We start from the raw sequence: 17869 nt of genomic DNA on the forward strand, positions 1-17869 counted from the left end.
CCGGTGCCCCGGTTCTTTTTGCTTACCATCACTAGCGCTTTTTGGCGGTTGACTTGCGTCGCCTGGAACTGCTGGATTTCCCCGTTTTTTTAGGTCTCGGTTTACCTGGTTTGGATGCCGGTGTGCTCCCCGGGGGTTGACCGGAAGTGGCGCGTTTTTTTCCTCGGGGCTGACGGCGTGTTCTTTCCTGCTCATGTTCAACCGCCATCTCCAGAGCCTTGGGGGTCACCGTTACGCCTTTTCTGGATTTTCGGCGGTTCTCTTCCACTAGGTCAAAGTCGATCTTTCTTTCATCCAGGTCTACCCTGCTGACTCGCACCAGCAGTTTGTCACCCAGACCAAATACACGCTTGGTACGCTCGCCCACCAGTCGGTGGTGCGCTGCCTCATGATAGTAATAATCCTTCGGAAGGCCGGTGATATGTACCAGTCCCTCGATAAACAATTCCGTGAGCTGGACAAACAGGCCAAAACCGGTAACCGAAACCACGACGCCATTGTATTCCTCGCCAACCCGAGACAACAGATACTCACATTTCAACCAGTTGACCACGTCACGGGTAGCCTCATCGGCACGGCGCTCCGTCATGGAGCAATGTTCACCAGCACCTACCATCCAGGCTTCGTCATAGGGATAAATCTGAGCGGATTTGAGCAATGGGGCGCCGTCCACCTTTTTCACGTGGCTGGCTCGCCCTTTCTTGCGGATCAGGTAGCGGATTGCCCGGTGCACCAACAAGTCTGGGTAACGGCGTATCGGCGAGGTAAAGTGCGTGTAGGCCGGGTAGTTGAGGCCAAAGTGACCCTCGTTCTCCGGATCGTAAACCGCCTGATTCATGGTGCGCAGAATCACCGTCTGAATTACGCCCGCATCTGGGCGCCCCGCCACCTGTCGTAAAACCCTCTGAAAATCCTTGGGAGTTGGCTCATCGCCACCCGGCAAACCCAGCCCCAGCTCGCCCAGAAATTCTCTCAGGTCTGCCAGTTTTTCCTGGCGAGGCCCCTGGTGAACCCGGTATAACGCCGGCAGTTTGCTCTTTTGCAGAAGGCTGGCCGCGCACACATTGGCGCACAGCATACATTCCTCAATCAGGCGGTGAGCTTCTGTGCGTTCCGAGGGAATGATCTGCTGAATCTTGCGCTCAGCATCAAACAGAATGCGTGTTTCCCGGCTGTCAAAGTCGATGGCACCGCGAACCTCTCGGGATTGCAATAACATCAAATAAAGTTCATGCAGGTGGTCCACATGTGCCGTCAACGCGTGGAACTGTTTCCGAACACCGCTATCCCGATCGCCCCGCTGGGCGATCATGGCGGCAACCTGAGTATATGTCAGCCGCCCGTGGGAATGGATGATGGCCTCATAAAACTGGTACTTGGTGATATTGCCACCGTTATCCAGTGTCATATCACAGACCATGGTCAGACGGTCCACATTCGGGTTCAGCGAACACAGGCCATTGGACAGCTTTTCCGGCAACATCGGCACTACGTTCTGGGGGAAGTACACGGAATTACCCCGTTGATAACCCTCCCGATCAAGGGGACTACCCACCTGAACGTAATGGGACACATCAGCAATAGCCACCAGCAAACGCCACCCATTACGGCGCGGCTCACAGAAGACCGCATCATCAAAGTCCCGCGCATCTTCACCGTCAATGGTAACGAACGGCATCTGGCGCAAATCCTCCCGGTACTGGCCATCTTCCGGCAACAGCGTCTCTGGAATGGCCTCAGCCTCGGCAATTACCTCGTCAGGCCATGCATTGGGTATACCGTAATTATGAATGGCAATATCAATTTCCATACCCGGCGCCAGGTGCTCTCCAAGCACCTGGACCACACGTCCTGCAGGCAGGTTGTTGCGGCTTGGGAAAGTGGTAATTTCAACCACCACAATCTGCCCGGGCTCAACCTCACTCCGCTGCTCCGTGGGGATCAGAATGTCCTGGGTCATGCGGGGGTTATCGGGGCGGACAAAATGAATGCCGCTTTCTACAAAATATCGACCAACCAGCGTGGTGGTGTGGTGCTCCACCACATCCACAATAGAACCTTCAGGGCGACCGCGACGGTCCCAGCCGGCAATTCTGACCAAGACCTCGTCGCCATCCATGACCCGTCGCATCTGGCGACTGGAGAGGAACAGATCATCGCCCCCGCTGGATGGAATCACAAAACCAAAACCCTCGGGGTGTCCAACGACCCGCCCCTTGATCAGGTTCATTTTGTCCAGAGAGCCATAAGCATGGCGGCGATTGCGCACTGTCTGGCCATCACGCTCCATGGCGATCAACCGGCGGCGCAGCGCCTCACGGGCATCCTCGTCCTGAATGCCGAATTCCGTGCATAGTTCTTCGTAAGTCAGAGGGCCGGTACTCTCATTGAGGAAGTCGAGAATATATTCACGGCTGGGGATGGGTCGGTCGTATTTGGCAGCCTCGCGCTCGGCATGAGGGTCATTACGAACATGTTTTTTCATTCAATCTCTCTAACAGGAGGAAACAGCTCAGGTTTATATATCATAACAGCAGATACCGGCACACAAGCCAATGATTTTCGTACCGACGAAGGCATGTAAGACAACGAAGATAACGGGATATTTTTACTGTCGATAATTGACAATCGCAGGAACGATCACTATAGTTCGCCACCTCTGAAAGAGCAGCAATTGCTCCTCGGAATGCCCAGGTGGTGAAATTGGTAGACACGCCAGCTTCAGGTGCTGGTCCTCGCAAGGGGGTGGAGGTTCAAGTCCTCTCCTGGGCACCATTCTCATATCTCATTGCTGACTCTCAGCAACACGAACTCCAACTACGGCCTATCATCGAACTTCAACCAAGCTGACCTCAAACTGTGACTTGAAGTTGTTTTGTTGCCTAACGCTTCAAGCAGGGGCGCGCGTATTTTGCGCGTCCTGCTGGCTTAACTTGTTAAGGGAGGCCAGCTCTAACTCTAACTCTAACTCTAACTCTAACTTTTGGTTTTGCAGTTTTATCGCCCGATCGTGCTCTGGTTGTATATATTTGTACCATCGTTCGAAGCCAACGATAGAAGCTAAAAAGCCAAGACCAAATAGACCTGAAAAGAACCACTTCGCGACATTTCGATTGGTTACTGTAATTTCAACTTCCCGGTTAAGGAGCTTCGCTCTTCTTTTCTTATCTTCGTCAGGTCTATTGCTAATATCCAAATCATATATTGCCGATGCATTTTTAAAAGCTACATCATTCGTTGCCTGATAGGTATAGATCAACAAAGTCAGTGAGCTAACCATTAGCACCAAGCCAAAAGTTGCTAGAAACTTATAGATGTTGTCTGTTGGAAAATGAGAGGGCATAACAATGCCCTGCAGTCCTAACAGATCCTTTAACTGCAGGGTGGCAATGACTACCGCAATCCCCCCTGTAAAACCCAGGGTCACTGACTCGGGGATATATTCGATATAGCGTCCCAGGCGCAACAAGGCCATAATCACCATCATGCAGCCAGCAAGGACCGTGGCCACCAACAGCCCGGACAATCCATACCGTTGTGCGACAGGATAAAGAATTACCACAAATGCTGCCGTGGGGCCGGAAACGCTGTAACGGGAACCACCGGCCAAAGGTATGAGCAGGCCGGCTATAATGGCAGTGTAGAGACCGTACTGGGGGGCAACCCCACTGGCAATGGCCAATGCCATCGCCAAGGGAATCGCGATGATACCCACAGTAATGCCAGCCATGGCATCACTGAGCAAGCGGTTTTTTGTGTAAGGTTCAGTCGCCAGCGCAGTGCGCAAGCCATGACCAAGCTTAAGGGAAAACAGGTGTGCTCGATGAGCCATATTGATTACGCTGCTTGGATGAAATTAAGGGTTGAGATTAACACGCAGACAAATTACGATCACACGCTGTCAGAAGAATGTTAACTTAATTAACATACAGAATAATGATACCGGTGGATCACACCTATGGAAAACCGTACAGCCCGATTGACGTTACTGATCGATCCGAAGAAGAAAGCAACCTTTGAAAGGCTTTGCTCGAAAGAGGATGTTACACCTTCCCAGAAGGTTCGTCAGCTCATCCGTGAATACATTGAGCACAATGTAGGCCCCAACTGGCGTGAAGAAGTATTTGGGCCAGAGGACGAAGAGAACGAAGAGACCCCGGAATAACGCCCTGCCGGGGATTACTCGATTTCTTCGGTAAACGGGGCTCCGGTCATATCAATCACAATTTCCTTTTTACACGTCAAGATCGTCACCTGGTTTTCATTGGTCCAGTCGATACTCACCAGGTCATCCATCAGCTCATCATCCATCGCATCTGCCTGATTACTCTCCGCGTACGCTGTCACCTCGGGAAACACGATACGCAGCGACGGTTCTTCATCAGATGGATCATCCAGGCACTCAATAAACAGCATCCGAACATCGATATCGTAAACCAGATTAAAGATGTACGGGGAGCAATCGCCTAACAGTTCCGAGAACAGTGACATAGGATTTTCCATCCAAATTTGCAGAGTCGCTATCGTACTCTATTTTTTGCACAACTACTGAATTGGTGAAAATAATTGTGCAAGCTTTACCGTCGCCCTGAACAGCAGGCTGCGCTGCTCCAGTTCAGCGGCACTCAATTCCTCGCAACAGAGAAAGTCGTTTTCCAGCATCTGTTCAACCTGCCCCGCAAAAACCTTGTCTCGGATCATGACGGTGATTTCAAAATTTAATTGGAAGGAGCGGTTGTCAAAATTGGCTGTACCCACATACGCACGATCATCATCTACCAACACAACCTTCTGGTGTAAAAAACCCTCACGATACTGGTAAGCCTTTACGCCAGAAAAACGCAGACTCATAAGCACCGCATAGGAGGATAACTGCACCACGCGGTTGTCCGTTATGCCGGGCAGCATCACTTTAACATCCACCCCCCGGAGCACAGCCAGTTTGAGGGCCTTGACGATAGATTCATCAGGCACAAAATAAGGGCTGACAATCCACAGGCGCTGATTGGCGCTGTTAATCGCATGCAGGAACATCAGTTGGCAGGACTCCTGGAGATCAGCAGGCCCGGTGGGTAACACCAATACCCGTTTGTCACCATCAACCCCGGCCGGGTGCCAGTTCATTGCCGGCACATCCCCGGTGGCCCAGTGCCAATCTTCCATAAAAGACAGTTGAACGCCCTGCACTGCAGGACCTTCCAGTTTCAGGTGTGTATCGCGCCAGGGAGATAGGTGGCGATGGGCATTGCAATACTCATCACCAATATTGGCGCCCCCCACATAGGCTTCATGTCCATCCACCACAACGATCTTGCGATGATTGCGAAAATTGACCTGAAAGCGGCGTCGCCGGAACCAACGCCAGGTGTGGAATGACTGAATATCAATGCCGGATTTGCGACATTGCCGCAAAAAACGGCGGGTAAGACTAAAACTGCCGATGGCATCGTACAGAAAATAAACCCTGACTCCCTGCTGTGCCTTTTTAGCCAGCCGCTCGAGAAGTTTTCTACCCAGCTGATCATCTCGAACAATATAAAATTGCACTAGAATGTAATTTTCCGCCCGGTCGATAGCAGCAAAAATTTCACTGAAAATGCGGTCTCCGTTAATCAGCAGACTCACCTGATTTCCCTGGGTAAATGGCATCAGGGCCAGCTTTTCCAGCAGCTGCATACCCGCGGGCAATTCACCTGGCAAACTGAAGTGCTGAGTCATTTCTGCCAAAAGTCGTTGGGCGATACGCTGGATCTCTAGATCTCCCTTGCGCCGCGCTTCAACGTAGCCATAAAAGCGCCGTTGCCCGAACAACAGATATATGGGCACCACCAGTGGAGGCAGGAAGACCAGGCCTAGTGCCCAGGCGATTGCCCCCTGGGAAGTTCGAGATTTAAAAATAGATTCAAGCGCAAAGATAATGCCGATGATCTCCATCAGCACATACAGCAACAACCAGAACTCCGATAACTGCTCCAGACCAGAGGAAAGTCTCTGCACTGCGTCCAGGTACCAGTGATTCACTGGCTAGAGTTCCTTTGTGGGCGGGTGGCGTTCTTCCAATGTACCTAGGCTCGCGCCACACCATTTGCAATGAATTGCATCGCGGTCATGGCCGGCCTTGACACAATTAGGACAGGGATACAGGGACTTCTCGCGCTGTATTTCGTTAGCAAGTTCTGCCGTGATAATCCCGGTGGGAATGGCAATTATGGAGTAACCGGTCAGCATCGCCAGCGTTGAGATTAACTGGCCGATTACGGTATGCGGCGTAATATCTCCATAGCCCACGGTGGTAATCGTCACAATGGTCCAGTAAATACTGATGGGGATACTGCTAAAACCGTTGTCAGGGCCCTCGACGACATACATCAGACAGCCGAACAACGTGCTAAGTACCAGTACTGCACTGAAGAACACAAAAATCTTACGCCTTGCCTGGTGTAGAGAACGCATCAACACATCGGCTTCGGACAGGTAACGCACTAACTTCAGTACCCGGAAAATGCGCAACACCCTCACCAGACGAATAATCATCAGGTAATGGGCACCAGTAATCATCAACGCCAGATAGGACGGGATAATAGAGACCAGATCAATAATGCCGTAGAAACTAAACAGGTATTTCGGCCTGTTGGGGGAACAGAATATACGCAGTGCGTATTCAATGGTGAAAAGCCCGGTAAAAAACCATTCAATCACGAAAAAGGTGGTGGAATACCGGCTATTCAAGGCATCTACAGTGGTCAGAATAACCGCCAGCACACTGATCAAAATGGCATAGATTAGAAAAATATCAAAACGCTGCCCCAGGGGTGTATCTGTGCCAAAAATGATCTGGTAAAGCTTTTCACGCAGTTGTTGATAATTCATTGGTGCGATCCATCTCCCTGATTATGTTCGATTATAGATGGCCGAAAACCCCGTGAAGCCCATGCTAATAAAACCAACGCTATTTGAGTAGTAAAACAGGCTCCACCACCTAAAGGAAGGCTCAACCTCAAACCTTGATTTGTATCAGTCAGATGGTTCTGCCTGCTTGGGTGCTATCTGCCGATTATGCTAGCATTGCATACCCGCCACCGACCGGATTTATCATCCTGATATGCTTAGATATTCTGCCCTCCAAGAAACAACTCTGAAAAACGACCCCTACCCTTACCTGGTACTAACGGACGCTTTCGAAGAAGGGACGTTGCAGAAGGTCTTGTCAGATTTTCCGGTGATACAGCACCCCGGCAGCATACCCGTCGCGGAAATCGAGAGTGGCCCTGGTTTCGAGGCACTGATCAACGAGCTCAACAGCGATCAGTTCAGGTCTGCCATTGAAGCCAAATTTGATGTAGATTTAGCCGACTCACCCACCATGTTCACAGTGAGAGGTGTCATGCGTCAGAAAGATGGCCGCATTCACACTGACTCCAAAACCAAGATCATTACCGTACTGTTCTACTTTAATGAAGATTGGGCCAATGAAGGCGGTTATTTGCGCGTTTTGCGCAACGGGACCGATATCGAAGATTACGTTGAGGAAATTGCCCCAAAGGCTGGCACCATGATGGCATTTAAGGTGACAGACAACTGTTGGCACGGTCATAAGCCGGTGGTGGGCGAACGCCGCTCTATCCAGATGAATTATCTTGTGAGTAAAGCCGCATTGGGAAAACATAGTTTCTTTCATGGCTTGAGCGCCAAGCTGAAAAAAATCTTTTCATAACCACCAGTATCGTTACTCCGGGTTATGCAATGCTTCCCACACCACAACACCCGACAGATGAAGCGCCTTAACACCTACAGCTTTCAGTATGGCAAGCTGAACACAGTTGATCATTGATGCAAGTACTCATCGTAAAATTAAGCTCCATGGGCGACCTCGTGCAGGCACTGCCCGCCCTCACCGACGCCCAGCGGGCAATCCCCGGCATTCAATTTGACTGGGCAGTGGATGAAGCCTTTGCCGAAATTCCCACCTGGCACCCCACGGTACGTAACACCATAAAAACAGCTCACAGACGCTGGCGTAAAAATCTCTTCAATTTCTTTTTTGGTGGCGAGTTAACCCGCTTTACCAGAGAATTGCGACAGGTCGAGTACGACATTGTTATCGATGCACAGAGCAACCTAAAAAGTTCTTTGGTGACCTGGCTGACCAGAGGCTTGAAGTGTGGCCCGGACCGATCCTCCGTACGAGAGTTCGGCGCACAATTTGCCTACAATCAGACCTATGCCATCGCCAAAAATCAGTTGGCGATTGATCGCTGGCGACAGCTCTTTTCCCAGGTTCTGGGTTATGAATTGCCAGACACCAAGCCGGACTTTCTGCTGACTGGCGATGGAGCGAAATATGCCGAGTGGCCGTCACCGAGCGTTGAACTGCCCTCTCGGCCCTATCTGGTCTTTGTTCACAACGCCAGTTGGGACAATAAATGCTGGATCAATGAGCACTGGCGCCAATTAATCGAACTGGCCGGTTCAGAAGGATTTGATGTCCTTCTTCCCTGGGGCGCAGAGTGGGAACGCCAACAAGCCGAACTTCTGGCTGAAGGTTTTGATCACGCCACCGTCTTACCACGTCTACCCCTAACCGATATCGCCTCGGTGTTGTCACACTCGTCTGGTGCCATTTGTGTCGATACCGGACTGGCTCATATAGCCGCAGCTCTGGAAGTACCTATGGTGACTCTCTACGGGCCCACAGATGCCGCGTTGATCGGTGCCTACGGCAAACACTCAGTGCATCTCTCCGCTCAGGGATTTGAGTGCACACCCTGCTACAAGCGCTCCTGTACCTATCAGCACTACAAAGGACCGGAGGCCCAGTGCCTCAAATCCTTTACGGCACAACAGGTCTGGAGCGAATGGCAAAGGGTAAAAGAAAAGCTCTAATCTTTTAGCGATAATTCAGGAATAAAAAAAGCCACCCAAAGGGTGGCTTTTTAAATAATGGCGGACCGGACGGGACTGACTCGCCCCCTACGGGAGCTCGGGGTAAACCCCGCCGTCGTTCCTCCGGCGCCCTGATTTGCTGCGCAAATCGGTCGACCCACTTCACGGGTTCTCGTCCCGGCAAAGCTTTTTCCATAAAAAAACCCCCCAGATTGGGCGGTTTTTCTAAATAATGGCGGACCGGACGGGACTCGAACCCGCGACCTCCGGCGTGACAGGCCGGCATTCTAACCAGCTGAACTACCGGTCCGCGAAACCTTTCTATAAATTGGTGGGTGGTACAGGGGTCGAACCTGTGACCTACGGCTTGTAAGGCCGTCGCTCTCCCAACTGAGCTAACCACCCCTCGAAAGAGACGCGCATTCTACCGAATTATCGGTCTGTGTCAAACATTTCAGGGGGCGATTTGCTATACAGTCCGGGACTGGCAAATTAACATAGGCACCCTGCTATTCAGACCGGAAAAATCATGGAAATTTTCAAGGAATTCACCTTTGAAGCTGCTCATCTTTTACCCAATGTCCCGGAGGGACATAAATGTGGCCGCTTGCATGGTCATTCCTACCATGTACGACTCTATCTCAGCGGTGAGGTCGGTAAAGACACTGGGTGGGTGATGGATTTCGGTGAGCTGAAAGATTATTTCAAACCACTTTATGACCGCCTCGACCATCGCTACCTGAACGAGATCGCCGGGCTGGAAAACCCCACCAGCGAAAATATTGCCCGTTGGATCTGGCATGAGCTGAAACCCTCTATGCCCCTGCTGAACCAGGTGGAAATTCGGGAAACCTGTACTTCCGGCTGTATTTACCGAGGTGACTAACGGCCGTGGCACCTTCCGGTTACCGACGTCTATTTATCGCCTTGCCGGTACCAGAGGAGACCAACAAGCAGCTCGCGCCCTACTGCGTCTCTTTTCCCCATGCCCACTGGATTCCCACGACAAACCGCCATCTCACATTGACATTTCTCGGCCACCACACAGAAGAACAAACCCACAGGGCCATTGAAGTCATAGACAGAATCGACGCCGCTGCATTTGAAATAACACTGCATTCAATGCAGCGTTTCCCGGATGACAGGGGACGACATATCGTGGCATTACCGACCGACTGCATGCCTCTGAAACAATTGCATCACCGGGTGGCTAGCGCACTCACGACTCGGGGGTTTGCGTTGAAGCAACGGGATTACAGACCGCATATCACCTTGGGGAAAATTCACCGGGGAAATTGGTCTACAGTCGCTATATCCCCAGCCATCGTAATGGTAGTTAAATCAGTGGCATTATTTGAAACAGTGTTTTTTGACGGAGGCGTCACTTATCACTCCCTGGCAACGCAGCCCTTGCTTTAAGCTTCAGACTCCCCGTTGCCGAGAATCTCTGAAAGCGCAAGGCTCAACTCGGGAAAACGAAAGTGGTAACCCGACTCCAGTAGTTTTCTCGGGACGGCTCGCTGGCCAGTTAACAACAACTCACTGGCCATCTCCCCAAACAGTATTTTTGCCACCAGCGCCGGCATTGGAAAAATGACAGGACGATGTAATGCCTTGCCCAATGCCCGGGTAAATTGCTGGTTGGTCACCGGGTTGGGTGACACGGCATTCACACTACCGTGTAGATCACGGCGTTTCAGGCAGTGAAAAATAATCGCCACCTCGTCATTGATATGCACCCAGGGCATCCACTGTGTACCGGAACCCAACCGTCCACCCAACCCCAACCGGAAAGGGGGTAGCATCCGCGCGAGTGCCCCTTCACCCGCCCCCAATACGATGCCTGTGCGCAGGTAACAAACCCGGGTACCCAGCAATTCAAACCGGGAGGCGCTGTGCTCCCAGGCCGAGCACAGTCGATGGGAGAAACTATCGGTATGTTTTCCAGACTCATCTAGCACCTTGTCCCGATGGGGGCCGTAATAACCCACCGCAGAACCGCTCACCATCACTTCAGGCGGTGTTTCAACTTGCTTGAAATAATCGTAGAGCTGATCAGTAATGCCAACGCGGCTGTCCAAAAAGGCTTGTTTGCGGGCTGCATTCCAGCGACCGGCGACCAAGGGCTCACCAGCCAGGTTAACGATGAAATTGATCGGTTGGTCCTGGGGAATATCTGACAGGTCTCTGATGACAGTGACAGTCGGCAAGCTCGAGCGGGCTTTATCCGGGTTTCGGCTCAGTACGATAACCCTGAGACCTTTCTTAACGGCAGCACGGCAGAAGTGAGTGCCGATAAAGCCACTTCCGCCGGTAACCAAAACAGTTTTGTCTTGCATGACATATCTCCCAATACGAATTTGAACTGCCGTCCTTGACAGTCTAGTCAATACGTTAAGGGCCGATACGTTATTCGCTGCCGATCAGATCCAGTAACTCGCGGGTTTTCTGCTGCATCAGTTGTGAGTCTGTTGCCTCAACATTCAACCTCACCACCGGTTCCGTGTTGCTGCTACGCAGGTTAAAGCGCCAATCTGTAAAGGCCATACTGAGACCATCCAGCTCGTCCACCTGAACCGCCTGATCAGAGAAGCGGGCTTTAAGAGATGCCATCAGCCGAGCAGCATCATCAACACTGCGGTTAATCTCCCCGGAACAGGGGTATTCAGACACTCTGTGGGCAACCATCTGGGAAAGGGGCTGTCCGCTTGTGGACAACAGTTCTGCAACCAACAACCAGGGAATCATGCCGCTGTCGCAGTAGGAGAAATCCCGAAAATAGTGATGGGCGCTCATTTCTCCACCATAAACCGCATTCTTTTCGCGCATGGTCTGCTTGATAAAGGCATGGCCACACTTGGTCTCAATCGCATCGCCAGAAAACTCCCGGCAAATGGACTGTGTATTCCAGATCAGCCGAGGGTCGTGAATGATTTTTTCACCGGGGTGCTTGCGCAGAAAGGCTTCGGCCAGCAACCCGACAATGTAATAACCCTCAATGAATGCGCCGGTTTCATCAAACAGAAAACAGCGATCAAAATCCCCGTCCCAGGCCAGACCGAGATCAGCACCTGAGGATTTCACCATATCACCGGTATGGTGCCGACACTCATCCAGCAGCGGGTTAGGAATGCCATTAGGAAAGGTGCCATCGGGCTCGTGATTGACCTTTATCAACTCAAAGGGCAAGTGGTTTTCCAATGCATCCAGCACTGGCCCGGCCGCGCCATTCCCGGCATTGACAACAATTTTCAGGGGCCGTAATTGTTGCGTATTCACGTAACCCAACAAGTGCTCGATATAGTCATCAGAACAGCTGATACGCCGGTAGCTTCCCTTCTTCTCCAGGGGTGTCGGCGGGAATTCACCTTCCTCGGCCAATGCTTGTATGTCCTTGAGCCCAGTATCGGCACTAATGGGACGGGCACCTTCCCGAACCAGCTTCATACCGTTGTAATCGATGGGGTTATGGCTGGCCGTGACCATAATGCCACCGGAGACGTTGAGGTGAGCGGTCGCAAAATAGATTTCTTCCGTGCCGCAAAGACCGATATCCAACACATCGACCCCTTCGTCTCGAAGGCCATTGGCAAGGGCACTTTTCAATGCCGGACTTGACGTCCGAATATCACCACCCACCACCACAGTCTCGGGTTGAAGCCAGCGGGCATAGGCCCTACCAATGCGATAAAACGTTTCCGTCGAGAGCTCTTCCTCAAGCTTGCCCCGAATATCATAGGCTTTAAAACAACTAATTTTCATAACGTCCAAATGTGCAAAACCCGCGGTTCTGCGCGGGTTGTATCTGTGAAATTACTGACGGGAATCTTCCATGGCCAGTACGTTTTCCTCGTGGTCCTGGCTCTTCAGATAGTCTCTGACTCCGGCACCAATATCCTTGTGTCGCAGTGCGTAAGCAATATTAGCCTGCATGTAGCCAAGCTTACTGCCGCAATCGTGGCTGCAGCCAGCAATGCGGTAGGCTTCAACTTCTTCCTGTTTCAGAAGTTCCTCCAATGCATCGGTAAGCTGAACTTCTCCACCGACGCCCGTGGGTGTTTTAGCCAGCAATTCCCAGATCGCAGGAGAAACCACATAGCGGCCCACTACCGCCATGTTGGATGGGGCTATTTTGGCATCAGGCTTTTCGACCATTTTCATAATGCGGGCTACACCACCGGCCATCAGCTCGACGCCTTTACAATCCACCACCCCGTATTTGTTAACCACCTCCCAGGGCACAGCCTCAACCATAATCTGGCTGTGGCCCGTAGACTGATAGTTCTGCACCATGGCCGCCAGGTTGTCCTGGTGAAGGTCTGCACGATACTGGTCCACCAACACATCCGGCAACAGAATGGCAAAAGGCTGATCACCAACCACCGGTCGTGCACAACTGATGGCATCACCAAGTCCCTTGGCATAGGGCTGCCTCACCGAAATGACGGTAACTTCCTGAGGCACAATGGAACGTACCTCATCCAACAATTGCCGTTTGACCCGAGCTTCCAGCTGAGCTTCCAGCTCAAAACTACTATCAAAATGGTTTTCAATGGAGTTTTTACTGGCATGAGTGACAAGAACAATTTCCGTGATACCCGCAGCAATGGCTTCATTAACCACATACTGAATGAGCGGCTTATCAACGACAGGTAACATTTCTTTGGGAATGGCTTTTGTGGCAGGCAACATACGCGTGCCCAGGCCGGCCACGGGAATTACGGCCCTGGTTACTTCGTTTGAGGTCATATCAGACTAAATCCATATTAGTGATTTGCACAGAATTCCTTGGTTTTTACGGAGCATCTGTTACGGGAAACGTTATCACATTCAACCCAGAGCCTCTATAAACCCTTGGGCAAACTTAGCAGTTGACCATGTAGTAACCACAGCGAATATCACACAACAATAGAGATTATCTAATTGGATGATTTTTACTGGTTTAATTCTTAATGAATATACTGAGAAGCAAAACCGGGAGGAACTGCCACTCCACAATGCAGCCAGTCGATCTTCTTAAGGTGCAAAACCGGAAATAGCTCAAGGAAAGAAAGGAAATTTGGTCGGGGCGGCCGGATTTGAACCGACGACCACCACACCCCCAGTGTGGTGCGCTACCAGGCTGCGCTACGCCCCGAATGAGTATGGGTGCTCAAAGAGGCGCACATAATACCGAATGCGCCTGACAATTCAAGAATAAAATCAGGCTTTCAGTACGCCTAGCAGCTCTTCCAGTTCACCCACGGTCTGATCAATCAACTGGCGTACCTGGGTCGCTTCAACGCGGGCATCATCACCATTCATGCGCTGCCGGGCACCACCAATGGTGAAGCCCTGATCATAGAGCAACGAGCGAATCTGACGAATCAGAATAACATCCTGGCGCTGGTAGTAACGACGGTTTCCCCGACGTTTTACCGGACTGAGATTTGGAAACTCCTGCTCCCAGTAACGAAGAACATGGGGTTTGACATCACAGAGGTCGCTGACTTCACCAATCGTGAAATAGCGCTTGCCGGGGATGGGCGGCAACTGATCGTTATTGCTCGGTTCCAGCATAGCTTTCCACTCTCGCCTTCAGTTTTTGTCCCGGTTTAAACGTCACAACACGACGCGCTGAAATGGGTATTTCCTCACCGGTTTTCGGATTTCGACCGGGCCTGGTCTTTTTGTCACGCAACTCAAAATTTCCAAACCCGGATAATTTCACCTGCTCGTTACTTTCCAGAGCAGTGCGGATCTCTTCAAAAAAGGATTCGACAATTTCTTTCGCTTCCCGCTTGTTAAGACCCAGATCCTCAAAAAGCATTTCTGCCAATTCAGCTTTTGTCAGTGCCGTCATGTTTCCTATCCCCTGAGGCTTGCTGAAAACTGCTCTTTCATGGCGTTAACCACGTCTTCAACAGCCCCATTTATTTCTTCTTCGGTAAGGGTGCGGGAACTGTCCCTGAACGTCAAGCCCATACCAACACTTTTTCTATTGTTTTCAATACCTTTTCCTTGATAGACATCAAATATCTTTAAGTCAATAAGATAGCTACCGGCATTCTGACGAACGGCCATCGAAAGCGCTTCAGCAGACACATCTTGGTCAACAATCAACGCCAGGTCCCGTCGTACTTCAGGGAATTTACTGATACCACCGAATGCTGGCAACTGCCCGGCGAGTACCTCTGTGCTCAGCAGTTCAAATACGTAAACTGGTTGGGAAAGGTCCAACCCCTTCTGCACCCGGGGGTGTATCCGCCCCACATAACCGACAAGACGACCTTCCCGCTCTATACTTGCAGCCTGCCCAGGGTGAAGTGCCGGATGATTTTTTTCGACAACGTAGCGATATTCACCGTAACTGCCCGCCTGCTGTAACAGGGCATCAACATCGGCCTTGATATCAAAAAAGTCCACACTTTCTTGGCTGTTTGACCAACGTTCCGGCTGACGCGCTCCGGTAATGGCACCGGCGATCATCGGCTGTTGTTGTAACTGGCCGCCGTCCGGAACAAATCGCAAACCTGTCTCAAATATTCTCACCCGGCTCTGCTGACGATTGAGATTACGACGCACCGCAGGCAACAAACCCGACCACAGAGTCGTGCGCATAACGGACATATCACTAGCTATGGGATTGGCCAGCACCACACTCTCCTGCCCTGGCGAGAGATGTTTTTGCACCTCGGGATCAACAAAACAATAACTGATGGCCTCCCGGTAGCCCTTCGCGGTCAATTGTTGACGCAGCAGTGACAGGGAGATATTTTTTTCGTCACCACCAGCAATCGGCAAATGAGCGCTGATCGTGGTCGTCGGCAGCCTGTTGTAGCCGTAGATACGAGCGACCTCCTCAATCAGGTCCATCTCAATGGCTATATCAAAGCGCCAGCTGGGCACGACACATGTCCAACCCTGATCATTTTCAGCGATCACGTCCAGTCCGAGACGTTCCAGCATCTCTCGCACCACACCAGCCTCCAGATCGAGGGCAAGCTGCTGCTTCAACTTGGCACTTGTTAGCACTACCTCTGGGGTTGCGGGCAGATGAGCTGGCGATGCTTCTGAAACAACGGGACCAGGCTGACCACCGACAATATCAACTAACAGGGCCGTTGCCCGCTCAATGGCCGCAGCTTGTAACTGCGGATCCACGCCACGTTCAAAGCGATGTGAGGAGTCCGTGTGTAACCCGTAATTTCTAGGGCGACCGGCAATTGCGATCGGGTCAAAGTAAGCACTTTCGAGAAAGATATCTACGGTTTCCGAATTCACCGATGAATCATCGCCACCCATGATGCCAGCGATTGCCAGAGGTTTTTCGCGGTCAGCAATTAACAGCGTATCGCTGTTCAGTGTGGCCTCGGAGCCGTCAAGCAATTTAAGCTTTTCTCCCTGTTCCGCCATACGCACCACGATGCCGCCTTGTAGCGTGGACAGATCGAAAGCATGCATTGGCTGGCCCAGCTCCAGCATCACGTAGTTAGTGACATCCACCACAGGATCAATACTGCGCAGGCCACTTCGACGCAATTTCTCCTGCAGCCACAGCGGGGATTCAGCCTTGATGTTGATGCCGCGAATAACACGCCCGGCATAACGGGGGCAGGACGCAGGTGCCTGGAGTTCGACGGGTAATACATCCTCGATGGATGACGGCACCGGAGTCAGATCAGGGGACGTGACGGGGTGTGAATTCAATACGCCTGTCTCACGGGCCAGACCGCGAAGACTCAGACAGTCGCCGCGATTTGGCGTCAAATCCACTTCGATCAGCTGATCGTTGAGGCCAAGATAATCGCGCAAATCAGCACCCACCGGAGCGCCAGCAGGCAATTCAAACAAACCCTCACCATTGTCGCCCAGTCCCAGCTCATCTTCACCGCAGAGCATGCCGAACGATTCCACATCACGCAGCTTGGCCTTGCGAATTTTCATGTCGTTAGGCAACTGAGCGCCGACTGTAGCAAAAGGAATTTTCAACCCAGCTCGGGCATTGGGGGCACCGCAAACAACCTGCACCTCGCCATCAGGTCCACCGGCCACCTGACAGACTCTCAGTTTGTCAGCATTGGGGTGAGGCTCAACGGCAATAATTACCCCGACCACCACACCACTGAACGGTGGTGCCACCGGTTCGACCGCATCCACTTCAAGGCCGGCCATGGTTAATTGGGCCACCAGCTCTGTGGTTTCAATCGCCGGGTTAACCCATTCCCGCAACCAGGATTCACTGAATTTCATTGGTCACCAAATCTATTAATAGCTTTAAATAAACGGCGTAACTATTTGTTTTAAAATTGATTTAAGCGCGTTGATGTCGTTTGCATCTTGTAACGGTGCGGCACCATTTCCCATATCAGGACCCATTTGACCGGTCTGGGATGTCGTGAAAAACACCGCTTCGTCGATATGTGCAAAGTCGTTTTCTTCTCGCATACGGTCCATAAGAACCGATCCCACCATGCCACGCCAGCCAACGAAACCAACACGTTTGATTGCCATAATTGTCTTTCCCTACAAAAGAGGGCGGCCCCTTGTGCCACCCAATTGTTGCCGGCGTTTTCGTTCAGTCCTGCAAACCACCTGATCAAGTGCTAAAAATTTGCAGAGTGCCAATGAAACACGCCACTAATATTTAGCGCGGTACTATCAACCTAAAAATCGAAACGCAATTGGTAATTGTTGCAGGTCAGGCAGTGGCGTTGCGACGATTGGCAATCGCAGCGCGTAATAGAACAGCGCTGGCCCCCAAAAATGCCCCTAAGACGATCGAGAGGGCAAGCACTAGGTTTGTTTTTTGTGCTTGTGTGATTGAAACGGCGGCGAAGGTAATTGCATGAGCCCCGTTTTCCAACGCTGTGATAATCCGTTTCGCGTTCATAATATTAGTGGCAATCCGTTCCCAGCATGTCAGGTGTGTCAATGCTAGAGATTGCGTTCAATTCGTTTTCTGTGTCTATTTTTGTTTGTAAGGTTACAGCCTCACTCGCCGCGC

16 protein-coding genes, 4 tRNA genes and 1 pseudogene are annotated in these 17869 nt (G+C 51.4%); 6 read left to right on the plus strand and 15 right to left on the minus strand.

Annotation, left to right across the window (positions count from 1 at the left end):
• Nucleotides 1-31 precede the first annotated feature (31 nt).
• Complete coding sequence (gene rnr, locus ACYZYZ_RS08370) at nt 32-2485, minus strand: ribonuclease R (protein WP_461483939.1); 2454 nt, start codon at nt 2483-2485, stop codon at nt 32-34.
• Nucleotides 2486-2688: 203 nt separating this feature from the next.
• On the opposite strand from rnr, the gene ACYZYZ_RS08375 reads away from it, so the two are divergent.
• Nucleotides 2689-2775, plus strand: a tRNA-Leu gene (locus ACYZYZ_RS08375).
• Nucleotides 2776-2890: 115 nt separating this feature from the next.
• Here the strand turns inward: ACYZYZ_RS08375 and ACYZYZ_RS08380 are convergent.
• Nucleotides 2891-3832 (minus strand): SulP family inorganic anion transporter, encoded by a 942-nt coding sequence (locus ACYZYZ_RS08380; protein WP_461483940.1) that lies wholly within the window; start codon nt 3830-3832, stop codon nt 2891-2893.
• Nucleotides 3833-3958: 126 nt separating this feature from the next.
• On the opposite strand from ACYZYZ_RS08380, the gene ACYZYZ_RS08385 reads away from it, so the two are divergent.
• Nucleotides 3959-4165, plus strand: a complete 207-nt coding sequence (locus tag ACYZYZ_RS08385) for a CopG family transcriptional regulator (protein WP_305169198.1) — start codon at nt 3959-3961, stop codon at nt 4163-4165.
• Between the two features lie 14 nt (nt 4166-4179).
• On the opposite strand, the gene ACYZYZ_RS08390 is transcribed toward ACYZYZ_RS08385, so the two are convergent.
• From ACYZYZ_RS08390 to ACYZYZ_RS08400, 3 genes are read right to left on the minus strand one after another with little or no spacing between them, the layout of a single operon-like run.
• Nucleotides 4180-4491, minus strand: a complete 312-nt coding sequence (locus tag ACYZYZ_RS08390) for a hypothetical protein (protein ID WP_305169199.1) — start codon at nt 4489-4491, stop codon at nt 4180-4182.
• Nucleotides 4492-4545: 54 nt separating this feature from the next.
• The gene (gene cls / locus ACYZYZ_RS08395) at nt 4546-6021 is read right to left on the minus strand and encodes a cardiolipin synthase (RefSeq protein WP_461483941.1); all 1476 of its coding nucleotides are present in this window, start codon (nt 6019-6021) and stop codon (nt 4546-4548) included.
• Between the two features lie 3 nt (nt 6022-6024).
• Nucleotides 6025-6870 carry an ion transporter gene (locus tag ACYZYZ_RS08400; RefSeq protein ID WP_305169201.1) on the minus strand — a complete coding sequence of 282 codons (846 nt, stop codon included), beginning with the start codon at nt 6868-6870 and terminating at the stop codon, nt 6025-6027.
• Nucleotides 6871-7102: 232 nt separating this feature from the next.
• Here ACYZYZ_RS08400 and ACYZYZ_RS08405 point away from each other — a divergent pair, with 232 nt between their 5' ends.
• Both ACYZYZ_RS08405 and waaC read left to right on the plus strand, forming a co-directional pair.
• Entirely contained in the window at nt 7103-7714 is a 612-nt protein-coding gene (locus tag ACYZYZ_RS08405; protein ID WP_461483942.1) for a 2OG-Fe(II) oxygenase, read from the plus strand.
• A gap of 116 nt (nt 7715-7830) precedes the next feature.
• Nucleotides 7831-8883 carry a lipopolysaccharide heptosyltransferase I gene (waaC, locus tag ACYZYZ_RS08410; RefSeq protein ID WP_461483943.1) on the plus strand — a complete coding sequence of 351 codons (1053 nt, stop codon included), beginning with the start codon at nt 7831-7833 and terminating at the stop codon, nt 8881-8883.
• Between the two features lie 233 nt (nt 8884-9116).
• Here the strand turns inward: waaC and ACYZYZ_RS08415 are convergent.
• Together ACYZYZ_RS08415 and ACYZYZ_RS08420 are read right to left on the minus strand one after the other, a co-directional pair.
• Nucleotides 9117-9193 (minus strand) — tRNA-Asp (locus ACYZYZ_RS08415).
• 19 nt (nt 9194-9212) lie between these two features.
• Nucleotides 9213-9288, minus strand: a tRNA-Val gene (locus ACYZYZ_RS08420).
• A gap of 124 nt (nt 9289-9412) precedes the next feature.
• Between ACYZYZ_RS08420 and queD the strand changes: the two genes are divergently transcribed.
• On the plus strand, nt 9413-9769 hold the full coding sequence (gene queD / locus ACYZYZ_RS08425) for a 6-carboxytetrahydropterin synthase QueD (protein WP_461483944.1): 357 nt from the start codon (nt 9413-9415) through the stop codon (nt 9767-9769).
• 5 nt (nt 9770-9774) lie between these two features.
• On the plus strand, nt 9775-10302 hold the full coding sequence (gene thpR, locus ACYZYZ_RS08430) for an RNA 2',3'-cyclic phosphodiesterase (protein ID WP_461483945.1): 528 nt from the start codon (nt 9775-9777) through the stop codon (nt 10300-10302).
• On the opposite strand, the gene ACYZYZ_RS08435 is transcribed toward thpR, so the two are convergent.
• The 8 genes and pseudogenes from ACYZYZ_RS08435 to ACYZYZ_RS08470 form a co-directional block, all read right to left on the minus strand.
• The gene (locus tag ACYZYZ_RS08435) at nt 10299-11222 is read right to left on the minus strand and encodes a TIGR01777 family oxidoreductase (RefSeq protein WP_305169207.1); all 924 of its coding nucleotides are present in this window, start codon (nt 11220-11222) and stop codon (nt 10299-10301) included. The genes thpR and ACYZYZ_RS08435 overlap by 4 nt on opposite strands.
• Before the next feature lie 70 nt (nt 11223-11292).
• The gene (locus ACYZYZ_RS08440; RefSeq protein WP_461483946.1) at nt 11293-12645 is read right to left on the minus strand and encodes a phosphohexomutase domain-containing protein; all 1353 of its coding nucleotides are present in this window, start codon (nt 12643-12645) and stop codon (nt 11293-11295) included.
• A 51-nt stretch (nt 12646-12696) separates the two neighbouring features.
• Nucleotides 12697-13632, minus strand: coding sequence for a UTP--glucose-1-phosphate uridylyltransferase GalU (galU, locus tag ACYZYZ_RS08445; protein ID WP_461483947.1), 936 nt, complete (start codon nt 13630-13632; stop codon nt 12697-12699).
• Nucleotides 13633-13943: 311 nt separating this feature from the next.
• Nucleotides 13944-14020, minus strand: a tRNA-Pro gene (locus tag ACYZYZ_RS08450).
• Between the two features lie 65 nt (nt 14021-14085).
• A complete protein-coding gene (locus ACYZYZ_RS08455) occupies nt 14086-14442 on the minus strand; it encodes a MerR family transcriptional regulator (protein WP_305169210.1) in 357 nt (118 codons plus the stop codon).
• On the minus strand, nt 14423-14725 hold the full coding sequence (ihfA, locus tag ACYZYZ_RS08460; protein WP_305169211.1) for an integration host factor subunit alpha: 303 nt from the start codon (nt 14723-14725) through the stop codon (nt 14423-14425). Before ihfA ends, ACYZYZ_RS08455 begins: the two co-directional genes overlap by 20 nt.
• A 5-nt stretch (nt 14726-14730) precedes the next feature.
• On the minus strand, nt 14731-17115 hold the full coding sequence (gene pheT / locus ACYZYZ_RS08465) for a phenylalanine--tRNA ligase subunit beta (protein WP_461483948.1): 2385 nt from the start codon (nt 17113-17115) through the stop codon (nt 14731-14733).
• A gap of 54 nt (nt 17116-17169) precedes the next feature.
• A pseudogene (locus ACYZYZ_RS08470) lies at nt 17170-17376 on the minus strand (aspartate-semialdehyde dehydrogenase); the annotation flags it as partial.
• Nucleotides 17377-17869: the final 493 nt, after the last annotated feature.

Origin of the sequence: Porticoccus sp. (genome assembly GCA_023261185.1) — a bacterium.
GTDB lineage: Bacteria > Pseudomonadota > Gammaproteobacteria > Pseudomonadales > Porticoccaceae > Porticoccus > Porticoccus litoralis.